Annotated in this window: 16 protein-coding genes; 1 reads left to right on the top strand and 15 read right to left on the bottom strand. The window is 69.4% G+C overall.

What is annotated here, in order from left to right; translation table 11 throughout:
* Positions 1–24: 24 nt before the first annotated feature.
* Genes JYG37_RS31345 through JYG37_RS31330 form a run of 4 tightly spaced genes read right to left on the bottom strand, consistent with a single transcriptional unit; the run spans position 25 to position 4,048 of the window.
* The gene (locus tag JYG37_RS31345; protein ID WP_089490437.1) at positions 25–540 is read right to left on the bottom strand and encodes a VOC family protein; all 516 of its coding nucleotides are present in this window, start codon (positions 538–540) and stop codon (positions 25–27) included.
* Between the two features lie 12 nt (positions 541–552).
* Positions 553–1,590 carry a sialidase family protein gene (locus JYG37_RS31340; protein WP_213347034.1) on the bottom strand — a complete coding sequence of 346 codons (1,038 nt, stop codon included), beginning with the start codon at positions 1,588–1,590 and terminating at the stop codon, positions 553–555.
* A 15-nt stretch (positions 1,591–1,605) separates the two neighbouring features.
* A complete protein-coding gene (locus JYG37_RS31335; protein ID WP_050016771.1) occupies positions 1,606–2,418 on the bottom strand; it encodes an SDR family NAD(P)-dependent oxidoreductase in 813 nt (270 codons plus the stop codon).
* A 49-nt stretch (positions 2,419–2,467) separates the two neighbouring features.
* Positions 2,468–4,048, bottom strand: coding sequence for an acetolactate synthase large subunit (locus tag JYG37_RS31330; protein WP_213347032.1), 1,581 nt, complete (start codon positions 4,046–4,048; stop codon positions 2,468–2,470).
* Positions 4,049–4,442: 394 nt separating this feature from the next.
* Between JYG37_RS31330 and JYG37_RS31325 the strand changes: the two genes are divergently transcribed.
* On the top strand, positions 4,443–6,548 hold the full coding sequence (locus tag JYG37_RS31325; protein ID WP_213347030.1) for a TonB-dependent siderophore receptor: 2,106 nt from the start codon (positions 4,443–4,445) through the stop codon (positions 6,546–6,548).
* A 36-nt stretch (positions 6,549–6,584) separates the two neighbouring features.
* Here JYG37_RS31325 and JYG37_RS31320 read toward each other — a convergent pair whose 3' ends face one another.
* From JYG37_RS31320 to xylF, 11 genes are all read right to left on the bottom strand, one after another.
* Positions 6,585–7,838, bottom strand: a complete 1,254-nt coding sequence (locus tag JYG37_RS31320) for an arsenic transporter (protein WP_213347027.1) — start codon at positions 7,836–7,838, stop codon at positions 6,585–6,587.
* A 37-nt stretch (positions 7,839–7,875) separates the two neighbouring features.
* Positions 7,876–9,141 (bottom strand): MFS transporter, encoded by a 1,266-nt coding sequence (locus tag JYG37_RS31315; protein WP_089490442.1) that lies wholly within the window; start codon positions 9,139–9,141, stop codon positions 7,876–7,878.
* Between the two features lie 21 nt (positions 9,142–9,162).
* On the bottom strand, positions 9,163–9,708 hold the full coding sequence (locus tag JYG37_RS31310) for a hypothetical protein (RefSeq protein WP_089490443.1): 546 nt from the start codon (positions 9,706–9,708) through the stop codon (positions 9,163–9,165).
* Positions 9,709–9,750: 42 nt separating this feature from the next.
* Positions 9,751–10,332 carry a hypothetical protein gene (locus JYG37_RS31305; RefSeq protein ID WP_235356275.1) on the bottom strand — a complete coding sequence of 194 codons (582 nt, stop codon included), beginning with the start codon at positions 10,330–10,332 and terminating at the stop codon, positions 9,751–9,753.
* Between the two features lie 363 nt (positions 10,333–10,695).
* Positions 10,696–12,072: a sigma-54-dependent transcriptional regulator gene (locus JYG37_RS31300; protein ID WP_124630159.1), complete on the bottom strand. Its 1,377-nt coding sequence runs from the start codon at positions 12,070–12,072 to the stop codon at positions 10,696–10,698.
* Entirely contained in the window at positions 12,054–13,544 is a 1,491-nt protein-coding gene (locus JYG37_RS31295) for a sensor histidine kinase (protein WP_213347025.1), read from the bottom strand. The genes JYG37_RS31300 and JYG37_RS31295 overlap by 19 nt, the downstream gene beginning before the upstream one ends.
* Positions 13,545–13,915: 371 nt before the next feature.
* Positions 13,916–16,054, bottom strand: coding sequence for a LamG-like jellyroll fold domain-containing protein (locus JYG37_RS31290; protein WP_213347093.1), 2,139 nt, complete (start codon positions 16,052–16,054; stop codon positions 13,916–13,918).
* 491 nt (positions 16,055–16,545) lie between these two features.
* Positions 16,546–16,869 (bottom strand): hypothetical protein, encoded by a 324-nt coding sequence (locus tag JYG37_RS31285; protein WP_176015937.1) that lies wholly within the window; start codon positions 16,867–16,869, stop codon positions 16,546–16,548.
* A 47-nt stretch (positions 16,870–16,916) separates the two neighbouring features.
* The gene (locus tag JYG37_RS31280) at positions 16,917–18,116 is read right to left on the bottom strand and encodes a sugar ABC transporter permease (RefSeq protein ID WP_050016755.1); all 1,200 of its coding nucleotides are present in this window, start codon (positions 18,114–18,116) and stop codon (positions 16,917–16,919) included.
* The gene (gene xylG / locus JYG37_RS31275) at positions 18,113–19,672 is read right to left on the bottom strand and encodes a D-xylose ABC transporter ATP-binding protein (protein ID WP_213347023.1); all 1,560 of its coding nucleotides are present in this window, start codon (positions 19,670–19,672) and stop codon (positions 18,113–18,115) included. Before xylG ends, JYG37_RS31280 begins: the two co-directional genes overlap by 4 nt.
* Before the next feature lie 64 nt (positions 19,673–19,736).
* Entirely contained in the window at positions 19,737–20,765 is a 1,029-nt protein-coding gene (xylF, locus tag JYG37_RS31270) for a D-xylose ABC transporter substrate-binding protein (protein ID WP_050016752.1), read from the bottom strand.
* Between the last annotated feature and the right edge of the window lie 61 nt (positions 20,766–20,826).

The following is a 20,826-nucleotide window of genomic DNA, read 5'->3' as shown; positions in this document are numbered from 1 at the left end:
TGATGCGGATGGAAAAGCGGTGCGTCAGTCGAACAGCGGTTCGAGCTGGACGGGATCGCTCGGCGCGTTGTATCGATGCAGCACGCGCTTGCCCTCTTCGTCGTCCGTGACCATTTCGCAGAAGAATTCGAGTCGGTTGCCGTCCGGGTCCGTGAAATACACGCCGATCCCGACCTTGTGATCGGTGATCTTGACGATCGGCACGTCGCGGCGAATCAGCATCCCGTACAGACGGCGCAATTCGGTCAGCCCGCCCGCGATTTCGAGGCCGTAATGCTGCAGGCCGATCGTGCCGAGTTCCGCATCGGACGCCGCGCGAATCAGCGCGATGTCATGGTGCTTCTGGCCGAACGACATGAACACCCACTGCTCGCCGCGCGCGGTTTCCATCATGCCGAGCACCTCGGCATACCAGGTGCTCGAGCGAACGGGATCGCGCACGAACAGCGACAGGTGGGTGCGTTGCACGCGCGGCGTCGGCAGCGGCAGGCCGCTCGCGTTCGCACGCTCGGCGCGTTGGCGGATATCGGACGGTGTCATCGTTCGCTCCGCTCAGTGGGTCGACTGCGCGTGGGCGGCCAGCGGCGCCTCGAACGGCGTCCATGCCACCGCCGTGATCTCGCTGAAATCGCGCCATTCCTTGGTCCAGTTCCGGCCGCCGTCGCGCGAGCGGAACAGGTGCCCGTACTTGGTGCCCGCATACACGAGCGCCGGCCGGGCCGCATGCACGCCGAACGCCCAGAACGTGGAGTTCGGCGGCGTGTGCAGATCCGTCTCGTGCCACGCGTGGCCGCGATCGGTCGAGCGGTAGATGCGGCTGCGGCTGCCCGGCGTGCCGTCGCCGATCGCCATCAGCAGGTCGCCTTCGGGCTCCGGCAGTTGCACGACGGTGCGCGTGTAGTACAGCCCGTTGAAGCGGTCGCGCGACAGCTTGCCGTCCCACGTCACGCCGTCGTCCTCGCTCACGTACACCGCGTTGACCGTCAGCAGCATCGTGGTCTTCGGCCGGCCTTGCGCGGCGGGCACGACGGCGATCGCATGAATGTCGCTGTTGCGGATCGCGGTGCCGGGGCCGTCCACGCGCGTCCAGCTCGCACCGGCATCGCGGCTGCGCCACGCGCCGCCCTCCTCCACGCCGTACCAGACGTTGCGGCTGTCTTCCGGGTCCACGCAGATCGTCAGCAGCCGCGGACGATTGACGCCCGCGCAAAACTCCGGAAACTCGGGCGCCGTTCGCGCCCAGGTCGCGCCCGCGTCGCTCGACTTGTAAAGCGCGGCGCGCGACGGCGCGCCGGTGCCCGCATAGAGCACGGCCGGGTTGGCCGGATCGATCGCGATCGACCAGACCGTCTGCCCGTTCAGCAGGTTCTCGGGCCGGAACCAGTGCGCGCCGCCATCGTCGCTGATGCACAGCCCCGAATCGGCGCCGGCATAGACGCGCGACGGCATCGCCGGGCACACCGCGAGCGCGCGCACGATGCCGTCGAACTCGATCGGCTCGGCAAGCCCGAGGCGATGCCAGGTCTCGCCGTCGTCGTTCGAGCGCAGGATGCCTTGCCCGGCGGTGGCGACCAGTACGGTTGCGGTCATGAAGTGCTCCTTGTGTCAGAGAAAAATGCCGCGCGTGAGCCCGCCGTCGCAGCCGATCGACTCGCCGGTGATCGAGCCGGACTTCGGCGACGCGAGAAACGCGACGATCCACCCCATTTCTTCCGGCTGCAGCACGCGGCGGATCGGCGTGACCTTCACGTAGTTGGCCTCGACTTCCGCGGCCGTGAGCCCCTGCTTCTGCGCTTCCTTCTCGTAGAGCTCATGGATGTGCGGCGTCTCGACGACGCCCGGATGAATCGTATTCACCGTGATGCCGAACGGGCCGAGCTGGTCGGACAGCGTCTTGGTCAGGTGCACGATCGCCACGTTGCGCATGCCGGACAGCTGCTTGCTGCCGCGGCCCGTCAGGCCGCCGATGTTGACGATCCGGCCGAAGCCGTTGGCCCGCATGTACGGTGCGGCCGCCTTCGCGCAGCGCAGGTAGCCGACCACCTTGATGTCGATATCCTGCAGCAGTCCCTCCGGGTCAGCGTGTTCGAGTTCGGCGCGCACGAGCCCGCCCGGATGCGCGGCGCCGTTCAGCAGGATGTCGAGCCGGCCGAAGCGCTCGACGCACGCGGCCATCGCCGCTTCGATCGACGCCATGTCCGTTGTGTCCACCGTGACGGGCAGGATCGCGCCGGCCGCGTCGCCGAGCGGCGCGAGCGTCGTGCGAATCTCGGCGGCCGCCGCTTCGAGGTGTTCGATGCGTCGCGCGGCGATCGCGACGTTGACGCCTTCGCGCGCCAGTTCGAGCGCGACCGCCTTGCCGATGCCCATGCTGCCGCCGGTGATGAACGCGGCTTTTCCGTGCAGTTGCAGATCCATGTCGATGAAAGGTGAGAGTCGGGATTAAGGAAAGAAGCGCGTTGTGCGATCAGGACAACTGCATTTCGATGAGCGTCGGCCCGTCGGTATGCGCGAGCGCGTTGTCGAGCGCTTGCACCAGCGCTTCCGTCGTGCCCACGCGTTCGGCCGGCACGCCGTAGCCGCGCGACAGCGCGAGCCAGTCGATCGGCGGATCGTCCAGTTGCGTCAGGCGGCTCGCGTGCGGCGTGTCGGCCGGCAGGCCGCTGCGCGCGAGTTCGGTCTGCAGGATGCCGTAGCGCCGGTTCGATGCGATCAGCATCACGATCGGCAAACGCTCGCGCGCCATCGTCCACAGCGACTGGATCGTGTATTGCGCGCTGCCGTCGGACTGCAGCGCGAACACGCGGCGGTCCGGGCACGCGACGGCGGCGCCGAGCGCCACCGGCAGGCCCTGGCCGATCGCGCCGCCGGTATTCGTCAAAATGGTGTGACGACGTGCGCGCGCCGATGCGGTCACGAACGGGTAGCCGCACGTACCGCCTTCGATCGACACGATCGCGTCGTCGGGCAGCGCATTCGCGAGCACGCGGCCGACGGCCTGCGGCGTGAGCGGGCCGGCCTCCACGCGCCAGCGCTCGACGTGCACGCCATCGTCATTCGCCGCCGCACCGATGCGATCGGCCAGCGCCTCCAGCGCGTCGTCCGCCGCATCGCCCGGTGTTGCCAGCGTCACGATGTCCTCGGGCCGCGCAAGTTCGCCCGGAATGCCGTCGTAGCCGAAGTAGGTGACGGGCGCGAGCGCGCCGGCCAGCACCACGCGCCGGCCGGCCAGCGCCGCGAGCGCCGGCTCGGGGAAATAAGGCAGGCGGTCGATGTCCGGCAGGCCGCCGCCGCGCTCCGCCCGCGCAGGAAAGGTTTCGCTGAAGCAGGTCGCGCCGGTGGCCGCCGCGATGCGTGCCGCCGCCCGCTGCCCGCGCGCCGACAGCGCGCGGGCGCCCATCAGCAGGACGGCGCGATGACCGCCGAGCAGCAGATCGGCCACCTGTTCGACCCGCGCGGCGTCGAACGACACCGCGGCCGGGCGTACGACGGCGGGCCACGCCGCGCCGCGCACGCTGGCCGACTGGAGGTCGACGGGCAGCACGAGGGTCGCGACGCCGCGCGGCGTGCCCATCGCGGCCGAAATCGCATCGGCCGTATCCGTCGCGAGATCCGTGTCGCGCGCCACACTGCGATACCACACCGACACCGGACGGGCGAGCGATTCGATGTCGGACGTGAGCGGTGCGTCGTACTTCAGATGCTCGCGCGTGTGATCGCCGACGATGTTCAGGATCGGCGTGCGGGCCCGGCGCGCGTTGTGCAGGTTGGCAATGCCGTTCGCGTGGCCGGGCCCGAGATGCAGCAGCGTCATCGCGGGCTTGCCGGTCATGCGGCCATAGCCGTCGGCCGCGCCCGTGCACACACCCTCGAACAGCCCGAGGATCGACCGCACGCCGGCCACGGTGTCGAGCGCACCGACGAACGGCATCTCGGTCGTGCCGGGATTGGCGAAACAGACGTCGACGCCCGCGTCTCGCGCAGTGGCGAGCACGACGCTCGCCCCGCTTCTTGCTTCGGTATCGCTGTCCAACTGTGGGATGTTCATGCGGCTGCTCGACGCGTTTGGCTGAAGTGTTTTTACTTTAATCCCGAATTACGGGATTTGTCAAACAACCCAATTCACATTCCATGACTTCACCAAGGTCCACGTTTACCCGATATTTCTTGCTAATTTCCCATATTGCGGACGTTGAGGCGATATCCGATCGCCACCACGACACGACACATTTCCCATCATTCGGAATTTCACGAAACCGCTACGCCCGATCGACCGCGTCCGCGACGCGCACCGTTTCCCTTCCCGCATCCATTCTCAAAATTACGATTGCAAATGCCTCTCATTTGCATTAAATTGCCGCGCAAATGTACTGTTTGGAACACAGATGTCGGCGCAAGGCCGCCCGCCGTGCCCGAACGCGAACGACACGAAAAGGAGAGGTATGAGCAGGAGGAACTGGGCGGCCGCGCCGATGGCCATCGTCGTCGGCACGACCGGCATGGGCGCCGCCGACGCGCAGGAAACGTCGCTGCCCACCATCGAAATCTCCGCGCAACGCGCGACGGCGCCGTTCCGCACGCGCGAATCGACGAGCGCGACGCGCAGCGAGGCCGACGTGATGGAGATTCCGTTCGCGGTCAGCAGCGTCGACACGAAGCTGATCCAGACCGTGGCCGCCACGCGCGGCGACGATCTTTACGACTGGGTCGCGGGCGTCTCGCGCCAGAACAACTTCGGCGGCCTGTGGGACAACTACGCGGTGCGCGGCTTCGCCGGCGACGGCAACACGTCCGGCACCGACTACCTGGTCAACGGATTTTCGTGGAATCGCGGGATGAGCGTGCCGCGCGACACCGTCAACCTCGAGCGCATGGAAGTGCTCAAGGGGCCGGCATCCGCGCTGTATGGCCGCGGCGATCCGGGCGGGATCATCAGCTATACGACGAAGCAGCCGCAGTTTGCACGCGCGAACACCATCGGCGTATCGGCCGGCAGCTACGGCGCACTGCGCCAGACCCTCGATTCGACCGGCCCCGTCACGAAATCGCTCGCGTACCGCTTCGTCGCGATGAACGAAAACAACGGCAGCTTTCGCGACACGGTGTCGAGCAAACGCTACCTGTTCTCGCCGTCGTTCACGTGGGACATCGGCGCGGACACGACGCTGCACTACGAATTCGAGAGCGCACGTCAGCGCGCGCCGCTCGATCGCGGCGTGCTGGCGGTCAACGGCCAGCTCGGTGTGATCCCCGCGTCGCGCTTTCTCGGCGAGCCGCGCGACGGCGACTACGACGTGCGCAACACGGGCCACCAGTTCACGCTCGAGCATCGCATCGATTCCAGCTGGTCGGTCAATGCGGGCGTCGCGCAACGCAACACCGACCTGTCGGGGCGCTCGTCCGAGGCATTCGCATTGCAGCCGGACGGCCGCACGCTGTGGCGCCGCTACCGGCAAGTCGCGTTTCATTCGAACGACCTGCAGGGCCGCGTCGAAACCACCGGCTCGTTCCGCACGGGCGGTATCGGCCATACGCTCGTGATGGGTGTCGATGCGTATCGCTTCAACTACGACCAGTTCGTCGCGCGCTCCACCCCGAGCGCCGCGGCGCCGTATGCGATCGACATCTTCGATCCGGTGTACGGCCAGCCCGCGCCGACGCCGCGCACCGCGACCAACCTGCTCGAACGCGATAACGGACAAGGCGTCTACGCGCAGGACACGCTCGCGTTTGGGCCGCACTGGAAGATCCTGGCCGGGCTGCGCTGGGATCGCTTCCACCAGTCGATCGACAACCGCCTGAAGGGCGCGACGACGAGCCAGTTGCAGACCGCGGTGAGCCCGCGTATCGGCGTCGTGTATGAAATGAGCCCCGCGTGGTCGTTCTATGCGAACACCGCGTATTCGTTCCGGCCGAACAACGGCGCCGACGTCGGCGGCAACGCGTTCGATCCCGAAAAGGGCCACGGCTACGAAGCCGGCGCGAAATGGGCGGGCGCGCGCTCGCTCACGACCGTCTCCGCGTTCTACGTGACCAAGCGCAACGTGCTCACCGCCGATCCGGCGAACGCCGGCTTCTCGCGCGCGGCCGGCGAAGTACGCAGCCGCGGCGTCGAATTCGAATGGAGCGGCGATCTCGGCCACGGCCTGCGCGGCATCGCCAATTTCGCGTATGTCGACGCCGAAGTCACGCGCGATACCGTGCTGGCGCCCGGCTCACGCCTCGTCGACGTGCCGCGTCTGAGCGGCAGCGCGCTGCTGATGTACGAGACGACCCTGCCGTTCGCGGACAAGGCCGGCGCCGGCGCCGGCGTGATCTACGTCGGGCGCCGCGCCGGCAACACGGCCAACACGCAGGACGGCTTCGAGCTGCCGGCCTACGCGACCGTGCAGCTCAACGGCTACGTTCAGGTCAACAAGCACCTGCGCGCGTCGGTCGTGCTGAACAACCTGTTCAATCGCACCACCTACGTCAGCTCGTACAACAGCCTGTGGGTCGCGCCGGGCGCGCCGCGCAGCCTGTTCGCGTCGCTCGCTTACTCGTTCTAAGCCGGCCGGGACGGCTGACGCGACGCGCATCGCACGTCAGCCGCCGACCACGAACCGCGCGCCCAGCGCGAGCAGCAACGCCGGCGGCATCACGCACGCGCCGACCGCGAGGAATGCGCGGAAACCGACCTGCAGCCCTTCGCGCCGGATCGCCGTCAGCCACAGAATCGTCGCGAGCGATCCGGTGATCGACAGGTTCGGGCCGAGATCCACGCCGATCAGCATTGCATCGACCACCGTTTGCGGGCTGTGCGCGACGTGGATCGTCGAACTCGCGATCAGCCCGGCGGGCAGATTGTTGACCCCGTTCGACACCAGCGCTACCGCGACGCCGGCTACGGCCGCCGCGACATGCTCGCCGCTTTGCATGAGCGCGTGTAGCAGCCCCGCCAGCGCGCGCACCGCGCCGGTCCGGTCGAGCGTCTCGACGACGACGAACAGCCCCGCGACGAGCGGCAACACGCTCCATGAAATCGCGCGAACGATCGGCACGCCCGCCGCGCGATCCCGCATCACCACGCACGCGACCGTGACGACACCCGCCAGCGCGGTCGGCAACCCGAGCGGGCGATCGGCGATCGATACCGCCATCAGCGCGACGGCCGTTGCGGCGATGCCTGCCAGCGCGATGCGGCCGCCGCTGGTCGGCGGCTGCACCGGCAGCGCGGACTCACAACGGCCGGAAAGCGCACGTCGCTGCACGATCCGCAGCATGACGAACGTGCACGCGATCGACGCGACGGACGGCGCCGCGAAGTGCGCGAGCCAGACGCCGAGGGCCGGCATGTGCGCGCCGTACAGCACCAGGTTCGCGGGATTCGAAATCGGCAACACGAAACTCGCGGCATTGGCGACGAGCGCACAGCTGTACAGCAGCGGCATCGGATCGGCCTTCGCGCGGCGCGCGGCGGCCAGGACCGCGGGCGTCAGCACCACGGCGGTCGCATCGTTCGACAGGAACACCGTGGTGACGACGCCGACCGCGTAGATCAGCGCGAACAACCGCCGCGGCGATCCCTGTGCGAGGTTGACGACGTGCGTCGCGACCCAGTCGAACAGCCCCTCGCGACGGGCCGCCTCGGACAGCAGCATCATGCCCGTCAAGAACAGGTACACGTCGCCGCCTTTCGCGACGGCGTCCAGCGCCTGCGCGACGGGCAACAGGTTCAACCCGACCAGCAGCAGCGCGCCGCTCACGGCCCACGTGGCCTCGGGCCAGCCGAACGGGCGCGTGATGACGCCCGCGGTGGCGAGCGCGGAAATCAGCCAGGCAAGCGAAACAGGATTCATGGGCAAGTGGACGGAGGCAGGGGAATCGACATCGCTGTCACGACGATGTCGCCGATAAATCGGCGGGCTTGCCGCACGCGCTGCTCAGCGATCGCGCATGGCCGAGCCACAGCGCGAGCGAGCCCGTCGACACGGCGCCCAGCACGACGAACGCGGCCGGATAGCCGAAGTGCTGCGCGAGCATGCCGCCCAGCACCGGGCTGAGCGCCGCGCCGATGCCCTGCGCGGTCGCGACGGCGCCCTGCCCGGCGTTCACGCGGCCGGAGCCATGCAGCAGGCGCACCACGAGCGCGGGCACGACCACGCTTTGCAGACCGGCGCCGATACCGTCGAGCACCTGCACCGGCCACACGCCCGCTTCGCTCATCCACGTCGCGGCGACCAGCCCGCGCACCGGCAGCACGAGATACGAGCACAGCAGCACCCGCCAGTAACCGTGCGCGCGGATCAGCCGGGGCGCGAGCCACGCCGCCGCAATCATCACGCACTGCGCGATGACGATCGTCTGCGCGGTGAACGCGCTCGCGTTGCTGCGATGCGTGACGACGACGCCCATCCCGTAGAGCGGCAGCATCGCGGCGTTGCCGAGATGAAACAGCGCGAGCGACGCGCCGAGCAGCACCAGCGGCCGGTTCTCGGCGAGCGTGCGCAGGCCGCCGACGCGCGACGTCGACGCCGCGTCGAACGCATCGGGATGCGTCGCGTCCGTTGCCGGCGCAGCACCGGCAGGATCGAGGCCACGTGCGGACGCATGATCGATCGCGTACCTGGGAATCGCCAACGTGCTCACGATCGCGAGGACCGTAAACACGCCGACGAGCGCGAACACCGCATCGAACCCGACATGCCAGCCGAGCCACCCGGCGAGCGCCGCCCCGGCGACGTTGCCGGCGTGGTTCGCCATCTGGTTGCGCCCGAACTGCCGGTCGAAACCCTGCCGGCGCACGATGCCGAGCGTCACGCCCGCGGCGGCCGGCGCCAGCACCGCGCCGCTGACCGCCGCGAGGATCTGCGACGCCGCCACCGCCGGATAGCTGTGGACGAACAGCATCGCCAGCGACGCAAGCGCCGTCGCCGCGGTCGCCACGACGATCAGCGCCCGCTTCGCGCGCACCGCATCGACGAGCGCGCCGGCCAACGGCGTCGCGGCCATCGCGGCGAGCCCGGCCAGCGTCATCACCGAGCCGATCGCATCGGCGCCCCAGCCGCGCGACAGCAGGATGACGCCGATGAACGGGCCGATGCCGGCCTGCACGTCGGCCAGGAAGAAGTTGAGCGCCTCGAGCGCGCGTGCCGGTCTCATGGGCGTCTCACCGTCACACGATCATTCGGCATCCGCATCGACGAGCTCGGCGATCTCGCTCACGTCGAGCGTCGTGCCGTGCGGCGTGACGACGCCGTGGCCCCACGCCTGCACATGGACGCCGGGAAGCAGATAGTCGCGCAGGGCTTCAGCCGCATGCGGCGGCACCCGCAGCGCGACGCCGCTCGTCAGCAACGCACCGTTCAACTCGCCTTTCGGGCCATGCAGCCCGAACGCGACTTCGCCGCTCGATTCCATCGGCTGTCGAGGCGGTCGCGGCGGCTTCGGGACGGCGTGCTCCGGCCCGGCGTCGATGATGTCGATGCCGCCGCGACCGGTCAGTTGCACGGCCGCGATCATCGCCGCGCGACGCGGCTTGACGCCCCGCACGCGGATGCGGTCGCCGACCGCGACATGACGCACCAGTTCGCGGCCCAGATGCGGCGGTACGTGCACCTGGAGGTCGCCGTTCAGGATCAGGCCGTCGATTTCTCCGTGCGGATTGAGCAGGAACTGCGTGACGCGGCCGCGCGTTTCGGGCAGGCACGCGGGATCGATCCAGTGCATGACAGGACTCCTTTCGATGGATGGGGGAATAGCGTCGCGCGATCAGCGCGCGACATCGTCGTAGAGGTTCACGACATGGCCCGGCGCGCCGAACGCCGTCGCCTGCAACGCTTCGCCGTACGCATTGCGCGTGCCGTAACCGACCGCGGCCACGCGCTCGCCGGGAACGAGCAGCGCGCCGAATTGCTGCGCGGCCGGAACGGTCAGCTTGACGATCGTCCCGCTGTCGAGCATCACGCCGTCCGGCTCGCCGCGCGGCGCGTGCGTCACGCGGCGCACGACGCCGGACACGCTCAGGCGGGCGAGATTGACGCCGCGCAGCATCGGCGGCACGGGTGCGACGGGCGCGGGCGGCTGATCGGACAGCGACGCGCCGGTGCCGTCGTTGCGGACGACGCGTGCGCGGATTTCATCGTCGACGTGTCGTTCGCCGGCTATCGTGACACGCTGGCCCGACCGCACGAGCGCCGTCAATTGCGAACCGAGATGCGGCGGCAGGCGGACGAGCGTGCCGTCGGTCAGCACGAAGCCGTCGACGGCGCCTTCCGGATTGATCGTCAGCCGCGACAGCGTGCCGGAAACCAGCGCATCCGACGCGGCGTCGTTTCCGGGCGCGGCAGGCACAAGCGCACGAGGCCGAGGAGGAGCAGGCGGCGGCATGGCGCCGGCCGGGTCTTCCGCACGCGGCGCCGGCGGCACCTGCGCCAGGCTGACGGTTGCGACGGCAACGAGTGCGGCAGCGCAGAGCATGCGATACGACCGGTGAACGGCGGCACGGCGCCGCGACCGCGATCGAACGACAGGCTGGTACGACTTCATGACGGGCTCCGGCGACGGGTTGCGATGCATCGATATCCGCAATACCCGTGCCAACCCGAGAAGCACCGTGTGGCCGTGCGCCGAATCGCGACGCACGTCTGACGTGTCGGATTTCCCGACACGTCGCTTCACCGGATGTCGGCATTCCCGACGGTCGAAACGGCGCGACTAGTCGTCCCGCTCGATCCCGAGATTCGCCATGCGCGCATAGAGCGACTGGCGGCCGATCCCGAGCTGCCTCGCGGCCTCCGCGCGATTGCCGTTCGCGCGCTCGAGCGCGTGCAGGATCGCCGCGCGCTCGACCGTCGCCAGCGCATCGGGCAGCGGCATGTCGAGCAGGTGCGCCGGCACCGCCTCGGCGCCCGACGCGCGCGCCGGCACGGCGGCCAGGCCGAGATCGGCCGCGCCGACGGCCGGCCCGGGGGCGAGCGCGGCCGCCCGCTCCATCACGTTGCGCAGTTCGCGCACGTTGCCCGGCCAGCGGTGATCGAGCAGCGCGCGCTGCGCGTCGTTCGTCAGATGCAGCGCGCGCATGCCTGCCGCACTGCCGAGGAAATGCGCGGCGAGCGGCAGGATGTCGGCGACGCGCTCCGCGAGCGGCGGCAGGTGCAGCGGAATGACGTTCAGCCGATAGAACAGGTCTTCGCGGAACGTGCCGTTCGCGACGGCCGCGGCGAGGTCGCGGTGCGTCGCGGCCACGACGCGAATGTTGATCGCGGTCGGGCGATCCGCGCCGAGCGGCATCACCTGGCGCTCCTGCAACGCGCGCAGCAGCTTCGCCTGCATCGCGGCCGGCATGTCGCCGATCTCGTCGAGAAAAAGCGTCCCGCCGTCGGCCTCGACGAGCCGCCCCGCGCGATCGGCGTGCGCCCCCGTGAACGCGCCGCGACGATGCCCGAACAACTCGCTTTCGAGCAGATCGGCCGGGATGGCCGCGCAGTTCACGGCGACGAACGGCCCCGCATGTCGGGCCGATGCGGCATGCAGCACGCGGGCCGCCACCTCCTTGCCCGTGCCCGTCTCGCCGGTCACGAGCACGGTCGCGTCGCTCATCGCGGCGCGGCCGACCTGCTTTTGCACGTCGCGCATCGCGGCGCTCACGCCCAGCAGTTGCGGTCGGTCCGCCGACGGTTCGCCCGCGAAACCGCTGTCAGACGGCGCGAGCGCGGGCGGCTGATTCGCCGACACGATGCGTTCGAGCAGTTGCGCGATGTCGCGACGCCCGATCGGCTTCGTCAGGTGATCGAATGCGCCGAGCCGCATCGCTTCGATCGTGTTGTCGCTGGTCGCATGGGCCGTCAGCATGACGACCGGAATCGCGGCCAGCGCAGGATCGTCGCGCAGTTGCGCGAGCACGGCCAGCCCGTCCAGATCGGGCAGGCGGAAATCCAGAAAGATGCATTCGATGCCGCCGCCGTCGCGCAACGCGCTGAGCGCGGCGCGACCGGTTGCGGCCTCGACGGCCCGATGACCGAGATCGGCGAGCGTTTCGGCGAGGCTGTCGCGGAAGGCCGCGTCGTCGTCGACTATGAGGATGTTTGCCATGGAATTTCAATCACGAATGCGGCGCCCCCGTCGAGGCGCGCGTGCCCGCCATGCGCCGCCGCCACTTCGCGGACGACGGCGAGGCCGAGGCCCGTGCCATCCGCGCGGCCCGTCACGAACGGCTCGAAAATCCGCTCGCGCTGCGCGGCCGGCACGCCGGGGCCGCTGTCCGACACGGTGATGCACAGCCAGTCGCGCCCGGCGAACGCGCGCCGCTCGGCGGCGAGCGTGACCGCGCCGCCGTCGCCCGCGTGGTGCAGCGCGTTGAGCAGCAGATTGTCGAGCGCCCGCCGCATCTGGTCGGGATCGAAGGCGGGACGATCCGACGGCCACGCGAGCCGCTCGCCCTGCCCCGCGAGCGACAGCGTCAGGTCGATCGCTTGCCGCTGCGCGAGCTCGCGGTGCGCATCGACGACCTGCGCGAGCCACGCGTCGACGTCGACCCGTGTCGCATGCGGGCGCACCGGCTGCGTCAGCGCGAGCAGGCTCGACAATTGCGCATCGATGCGCTCGATCTGCGCGAGGATCACGCGCAACGCGTCCTGCTGCCGCCGGCCGTCGCCGGCCAGTGCGTTTTCCGCCTTCAGCCGCATCGCGCCCATCGGATTGCGAATCTCGTGCGCGACCTGTGCGGCAAGCTTCCCCAGCATGCCGAAGCGCTCGGCCTGCGCGAGGCGCGTGCGCAGTTCGTCGGCCTGCTGTTGCAGCAGGTCGGCGCGCCGCGCCCGCTCGTTGAACGCATCGATGACGCGGTCGAGATCGGGTTCGCCGACGTACGGCAGCTGATGCTCGCGACCGTCGGGCCCGAGCCCGCTCTCGATCCGCGCGAGATTGCGCTTCCATCGGCGCAGCGCCACGGCCAGCGCCGCCGCGATCGCCAGAATCACCGCGAGCACGGCCGCGAGGCCCGTGGCCAGCAATTCCCCGTGCCGGCCCAGCGGCGGGCGCGCACGCGTCAGCATCCACACGTACAGCCCCGATCCGCCGCGTACCGGACAGGCCGCCGCGATCACCGCATCCTGCGCGCCTTCGACGACGTTCGCCGTCGCGGCATGCGTCGCGGCCGCGGCGCGCAGCGTGCGGAGGATCAGCGGCGTTTCCGCTTCCGGAACGTCGTGTTTGACGCCGCTGCCCTGATAAGTCGGAAAGGAATACGCGAGAAAGCCGCTCGCCGCCGGGGCGGCGCCGGGCATCCAGAACCCGCCCTCCATGTCCGGCGCGCGGGACAGCACGATGTCGAGGATCGCGTGCATCAGGTCCGGGGCGGGCCCGGCGCGCGCCGACGCGGAAGACGCGCCGTAACGCGACGCGACCGCTTCGCAGGCCGACGCGCCGGCGGCCTTCGCGCTGGCCACCTGCTGACTCTCGGCGGAACTCGCCGTGACCCAGACGACCGCGACCAGCGTCGCGCACAGCGCCGCGACGAGTGCCCAGAGCATGACGAGTTGGGTGGAAAACGACGGACGCTTCATCGGATCGGGCTGGCGGTTGAGGACGACAGAATAGCGTATTGCATGTCATGCGAAGCGGTCACGACCGGCATGCATTGCGCCGACTGCCGGCCCGATCGGATCGGAACGGCAACGGCGCGCGCCAGTGCCGTCACGCTCGCCACTTGCATTTCGGTATCGGCGACGAATCCCGCCGATCGCACGCGCCTGGGCCGCCTTGCCGCCATCGACATACGCGTCCGCAATCACCGCCTTCGCCGAGCCCGCGCCGTTGCGCCGACCGTAATCAGGCTTGAAGGTACCTGCCCGGAAAATTGAACGGGAATCGAAAACGCCCGCCGCCGGAAATCCGGCGTCGGGCGTCTCGACCCCTCTTGGCGTGCGGCGCGCCCCTACCGTGCAAGCGCGGCGACTTGCCCCGCCGTCAGCGCACCGTGGTACACGCGGAAATCGCTCACCAAGCCGTCGAAGGCCGGATCGGCCGCGAACTGCGACCGCCCGATCCAGTTGTTCGCGGTCGGACCGAGCCGCCACGGCGCGAGAAACGCGTCGGCCGCGCTGCCGACTGCTGCGCCGTCGACGTAGAGCGTGGCCGTCGTCCCCGCCAGCGTGACGGCCACGTGCGTCCACTGCGCGGCTCGCAGCGGCGCTTTCGCATCGATACGCCGCTCGCCGTGCGCCCCGTTGACCGTGATCGCGAAGCGCAGCGCGCCGGTGTCGGCGAGCGGCGTGAGCATCATGTAGCGCCCGACACCGGAGCCGAAGTCGAACACCCGCGACCACTTCCGCACGGTGCGCGCACACACCCATGCCGCGACCGTGAAATCCGACACGTCGGCGAGCACGCCCGCCGCAAGCGCGACGTAGCTGCCCGCACCGTCGAGCGACAGCGCATTGCCACTGCGCCCCGGCGCGAACGCCGCCCCGCCGACCAGCGTACCGGGGTGCCCGTTGCCGCTGCGATCGGCGGCGGTGACGCCGCGCGATTCGTCGAACGGCAGCCAGATCTGCAGCTGCTGGCCGGTCACCACGCGCGCCTCCGCGGAATGCTGCGTTTCGCCGGTCGGCGTGGTTGCGCTCACAACGTAATACCAGGTGCCCGCGGCCGGGCTGTCCGTCCACGTCAGCGGATCGACGATGCCGGTCGCGACGGTCGCGTACGGGCCGCCCGACGCCGCGCCGCGCTTCACCGTATAGTGCGTGCCGTTCGCGACACCCCACCACGACAGCACCGCGCGCCCGGCGCTCGCGTGCGCGGTGAGCCCGCTCGGTGCGGGCGCCGGGCCGGCCGGATCGCGCGTATACATCAGCGTGCCGTAGCCGAGCTGATCGTAGCCGCCGCTGTTCGGCCCGTAGTTGCCGCCGCCACCCTCGGGCTGTGCGGCGAGCGCGAAGCGCTTCGACCACGGCGCCGCGAGCCCCTTGCGGTTCACGTAGTGGTTGTACACGAGCGCCCAGCACGGCCGGACCCCGCCCTGGCCGCCGGTCGCGAACTGCGTTTGCGTGACGTTCACGTTCGAGTAGGTGACGTACGGCACGTCGAAGAACGGGCCGTCGGGCGATTGGCGCAAATTGGCTTTCGCGACGTATTCGGCGCCGGCAAGAAAACGGTTGTTGTCGTACCCGTACAGATCGACGCCCTGATTCCACGCCATCTCGCAGATCGCGCCGGCCAGCGCGATGCCGAGCGTGTTGTGCCCCTGGTCGCGGCCGCTCTCCTGCCACTGGCCGAGATGGCCCGGATGCAGGTAATACACCGCCTGCGGTATCGCGCCGTTGCCGGGCCCCGCGCGGAAATAGTCGATCGCCTCGTCGAACAGCACGCGGTCGTCGCACAGCACGCCGATCGCGAGGATCGACGCGATATTGCACAGGTCCCAGTTCGCCCAGTAGTGCGTGATCTCGGTATTGTTGTGACGATGCAGGAAATCGGCGTTGATCGGGTAGAACACGGTGCGCATCATCCGCTGGAACGCGGCGAAATCCGCGGCCGCCCAGCCCGGATAGCCGCGCATGATCTCGCCGGCATTCGCGAACTCGTAGCCGTACAGGCCGGCCGCGAGGTCGACGTTCGAATCGCCGCCCAGGCGCTTCAGCGTCGCCGCCCATGCGTTCATGATCCGCACGGCCGTGTCCGCATACAGCTTGTCGCCGGTCACCTTCCAGCGCAGCGCGCACGCATAGGCGGCGGCGACGTCGTTGTACAGGATTCCGTAGTTCTGCGGCCCGCTGCCGCCGCGATCGATCTCGACCTGCGGCCGCGGCTGCCACGACTGGCTCGCGTGGCCGTTCGCGATCAGCACCGACCAGCCGTCGAACCACGGCTGTGCGTGCGTCATCACCTTTTGCGCGACGCGATCGAAATCCGCCTGCGTATGCAGCAGGCCCGGATGGACGAAGGCCGCCGTCGAGCCCTGCGATACCGCGGCGAATGCGGCGCTCGCACCGCCGAACGTCCCGCCGCAGGCGAGCATCGCCCATGCGCCCAGACTGTGGAGAAACGTGCGCCGCGACATCGCGTCGTCCGACATCCATTCGGGTTGCGAAGCGTCGCCCGTGCGATGCGCGACCGCTTCGCGCATCGCGTTGTCCTTCGTCCAGTCCTTGCCGCTCATGCGTCTCCCTTGGTCGTTGCGGCCGCGCCCGCGCGCGGCCCTGGGTTCGAACTTCGTCGAAAGTGTGCCGCTGTCGCCGGAAGTCCCGGCACGGCGAAGCAGACGGCGGTTGGTCAGGCATCTGCGGAAGCGCCCCGCTTCGCCTGCACCGGCTCCGGCCGCCACACGTCATGCGATCCTGAACGCAAACGATGACAGTGGCGGGAAGCGGCGGCAACCGCGCATGGTGCGCGTCGGGATCGGGCGGGTCAATTACGTGTTGTAAGGAAGCAGCCGTGTCAGCCCGCGATTCGGGGAATCGTCGTCCGCCGATCGGCGTGCGATTCGATTCGCCGCGTTGAGCGTCGACCGCGCGGCATGCGCGGCGCATTCGGTCCGCGGCCCGCGCGTCGGAGCCGCCTCGCCTTTCAACGCGCGTCCGCGGCAACGGCAGCGGCAGCGCGCTGCGACGCGCGGTCCCGCTCGACTCGCTCGACGATGCGCGCCAGCCGAATGATGTCGGTCAGCGCGAAATCGGCCGCATCGGGCCGGGGCCGGCCGCACTGGTCAGCCATGCGCATCGCGAACGCGAGCGCTTCGGAACGCTCGCGCAGCAGCGCGCGCAGTGCATCCGCGATCACCTGCCGGTCGCGCGGGTCATCCAGGCCCAGCACGGAACCGGCATCCGGCATCGCGAACGGTCCGGCCACCCGCACGGCAACATCCGCCGCGCGCATCGTGTTTCGTTCCATGGTCGTCCTCTTCGTCGACTCGCGACCGACCGGCGCCGACCCGCACGTCAGCGCCGGTTCGACCGCGACACCACGTCGATCCACACCGCCAGCACCAGCACCGCGCCCTTGACGATCATCTGCCAGTACGCGTCGACGTCGAGCATCGACATCCCGTTGTCGAGGCTCGCCATCACGAGCGCGCCGATCAGCGCGCCGTAGACGGTGCCCGACCCGCCGCGCATCGACGTGCCGCCGATGAAGCACGCAGCGATCGCATCGAGTTCGCCCATCGAGCCGGCCGACGGCGACCCGGCCGCGAGCCGCGCCGTGTTGACGAGGCCGGCGAACGCGCACATCAGCCCCATCAGCGCGAAGATCACGAGCTTCACGCGATCGGTGTCCACGCCCGACAGCCGCGTCGCCTCCAGGTTCGACCCCACCGCATAGATGCGCCGGCCGAACACGGTCTGCGTCGCGATCCACGAGAACACGCCGAGCAGCACGAGCAGCAGCAGCACGGGCACCGGAATGCCGCCGTAACGGTCGAGCGTCGCGACGAACGCGAACAGCACGGCGCCCGCGCCGACGATCTTCGCGACGTCCTGCCACAACGGCGCGACCGAGAGCCGGTAGCGCCGCCGCGTGCCGCGCTGCCGCACCACCAGCAGCGTCGCGACCACGAACAGCAGCACCGCGAGGCCGTCCCCGGCGAGACGCGGCAGATAACCCTGTCCGATGAACACGAAGCCGTCCGACACGGGCGCGATCGTCGAGCCGCCCGTCACGCCGAGCAGGATGCCGCGAAACGCGAGCATCCCGCCGAGCCCGACGATGAACGACGGCACGCGCCGATAGGTCGACCACCAGCCGTTGAAGAGTCCGATCAGCACGCCGAGCGCGAGCACGGCCGGGACCGTCGCCGCAACCGGCCAGTGGCGGTTGACGTCGAGGATCGCGGCGACGCCGCCGAGCAGCCCGAGCAGCGAGCCGACCGACAGGTCGATCTCGCCCGCGATGATGACGAACACCATCCCGCACGCGAGCATGCCGGTGATCGACATCTGCCGCAGCAGGTTCGATACGTTGCGCGGCGTGACGAACGCGCCGTCCGTCAGCACCGAGAAGAACGCCCAGATCGCGACGACCGCGAACAGCAGCGCGAGCACCTTGTAGCGCGTGAAGACGTGGCGCAATGGCAGCCGCGGCGCGCGGCCGGCGCCTGCATCCGGCGTCGCCGGGGTCGAGGAAGAAAGTTCGGAATTCATGTCGCACTCGCTGCGGTGGGTTCGGCCGGCAGCCGCGCGGGCTTCAGCGCGGCGCCGAGAATCTGTTCCTGCGTGAGGCCCTGGTTGACGAAATCGCCGCGCAATTCGCCTTCGCCGATCACCAGCACGCGATCGGCGAGGCCGAGCACTTCCGGCAGTTCCGACGACACGACGATCAGCGCGACGCCGCGCTTGGCCAGCGCGAAGATCAGCCGGTAGATCTCGGCCTTCGCGCCCACGTCGACGCCGCGCGTCGGTTCGTCGAGGATCAGCACCTGCGGCTCGGTCAGCAGCATCTTCGCGAGCACCGCCTTCTGCTGGTTGCCGCCCGACAGGCTCGCGATCGACAGGAACGGGTGGGCGGCGCGCACCGACAGCCGCTGCATCTCGGTGCGGATCGCGTCGAGCTCGGCGGCCGCGTCGATCCGCCCGCGCGCCGTGAAGCGCTGCAGCACCGCGAGCGTGATGTTGTGGCCGACGCCGAGCTGCGGCACGATGCCGTGGCGCTTGCGGTCCTCGGGCACCATCGCGATGCCGGCGCGGATCGCGTCGGCCGGCGAGCGGATCGACAGCGGCCGGCCGTTCATCGTCACCGTCGCCGTGCACGCGCCCGGATACGCGCCGAAGATCGCCTGCATCAACTCGGTGCGCCCCGCGCCGACGAGCCCGGCCACGCCGACGATCTCGCCGCGCCGCACGCTGAACGACACGTCGTCGACGCGCTTGCGGCGCGCGTTCGTCACGTCGCGGCACGTCACGTGGCGTACGTCGAGCACGACGTCGCCGATCTCGTGCGGCTCGCGCGGATACAGGTCGCGGATCTCGCGGCCGACCATCATCGCGATGATCCGGTCGGTGGTCAGCGCGGCCATCGGCTCGGTCGCGACATGGCGGCCGTCGCGGATCACGGTGACCGTGTCGCACACGGCCGCCACCTCGTCGAGCTTGTGCGAGATGTACACGCACGCCACGCCGCGCCGCTTCAGGTCGCGCACGATGTCGAGCAGGATCCGCGTTTCCGACGCGCTCAGCGACGACGACGGTTCGTCGAGGATCAGCAGCTTCGCGCGCTTGTTCAGCGCCTTCGCGATCTCGATCAACTGCTGGTGGCCGCCGCCGTAGTTCATCACCGGCTGCGCGACGTTGATCGAGTCGATCCGTAATTCCTGCAGCAGTTCCTCCGCGCGCTGGACCATCGCCGCGAAGTGCATGCGCCCGCCCGGCAGCGTGATCTCGTTGCCGAGGAAGATGTTCTCGGCCACCGACAGTTCGGGCACGAGCATCAGTTCCTGATGGATGATCGCGATGCCCGCGCGCTCGGTGTCGCGCACGCCGGACGCCACGAGCGGCGCGCCTTCCCAGCGGATCTCGCCGTCCCACGTGCCGTGCGGGTACACGCCCGACAGCACCTTCATCAGCGTCGACTTGCCGGCGCCGTTCTCGCCGCACAGCCCGACGCATTCGCCGGGGCGCACGGTCAGGTCGATACCGTCGAGCGCCTTCACGCCGTCGAATGCCTTGACGATGCCACGCATCGTCAGCAAGGGTTCCGTCATTCGTTCATTGCCTCGCAGTAAGCGGCCGCCGTCGCGGCGGCCGCGCGTCGCGTCCGTCGTACGCTTACTGGCTCGCCAGCTGGGCCTGGGTATAGAAGCCGTCCTTCACGACGACGTCGACGTTGCGCTTGGTCAGCAGCGTCGGCTGCAGCAGCACCGTGTCGACCTTCTTCTTGCCGTTGTCGTACTGCGCGTTGAACGCGGGCTTCGTGCCCTTCGCGAGATCGACCGCCAGCTTCGCGGCTTCGCTCGCGATCAGCTTCAGCGGCTTGTAGACGGTCATCGTCTGCGTGCCGGCGATCACCCGCTTGACCGCGGCCAGATCCGCATCCTGCCCGGACACCGGCACCTTGCCGGCCAGATGCTGCGCGGCGAGCGCCTGGATCGCGCCGCCGGCCGTGCCGTCGTTCGACGCGACGATCGCGTCGATCTTGTTATTGTTCGCGGTCAGCGCGTCCTCGACGATCCGCAGCGCGGTCGACGCGCTCCATTCGGGCACCCACTGCTGGCCGACGACCTTGATGTCGCCGCGGTCGATCGCGGGCTTCAGCACCTTCAGTTGTCCTTCGCGCAGCATCTTCGCGTTGTTGTCGGTCGGCGCGCCGCCCAACAGGAAGTAGTTGCCCTTCGGCTTCGCGTCGAACACGCCCTGCGCCTGCAGCTCGCCGACCTTCTCGTTGTCGAACGAGATATACGCGTCGACGTCCGCGTCGAGAATCAGGCGGTCGTACGACACGACCTTGATGCCGGCCTTGCGCGCTTCGGCGACGACGTTGCCGAGCGTCTTCGAGTTGAACGGCACGATGACGATCACGTCGACGCCGCGCGAGATCAGGTTCTCGATCTGCGAAATCTGCCGCGCCTCGCTTGCGTCGGCCGACTGCACCGACACCTTCGCGCCGAGTTTGGTTGCGGCTGCAACGAAATAGTCGCGATCGCGCGACCAGCGCTCGACGCGCAGGTCGTCGATGCAGAAACCGATCTCGGGCTTGTCCTTGCTCGCATGGGCGAGCGGCGAGCCCAGTGCGAGGATCGCCAGCGCGGCGGCGCCGGCAAGCGAACTCAATACGGTACGACGCGTCACGGATTTCATGTCTCCACTCCTTGTTATGGAACCACTCACGAACCGCGGGCGGCCGCCGGATTGCACCGCC

This window comes from Burkholderia sp. LAS2, assembly GCF_018417615.1.
GTDB lineage: Bacteria > Pseudomonadota > Gammaproteobacteria > Burkholderiales > Burkholderiaceae > Burkholderia > Burkholderia sola.
Note: the sequence above shows the minus strand (reverse complement) of the source record. Positions and strands in the feature narration are given on the sequence as shown.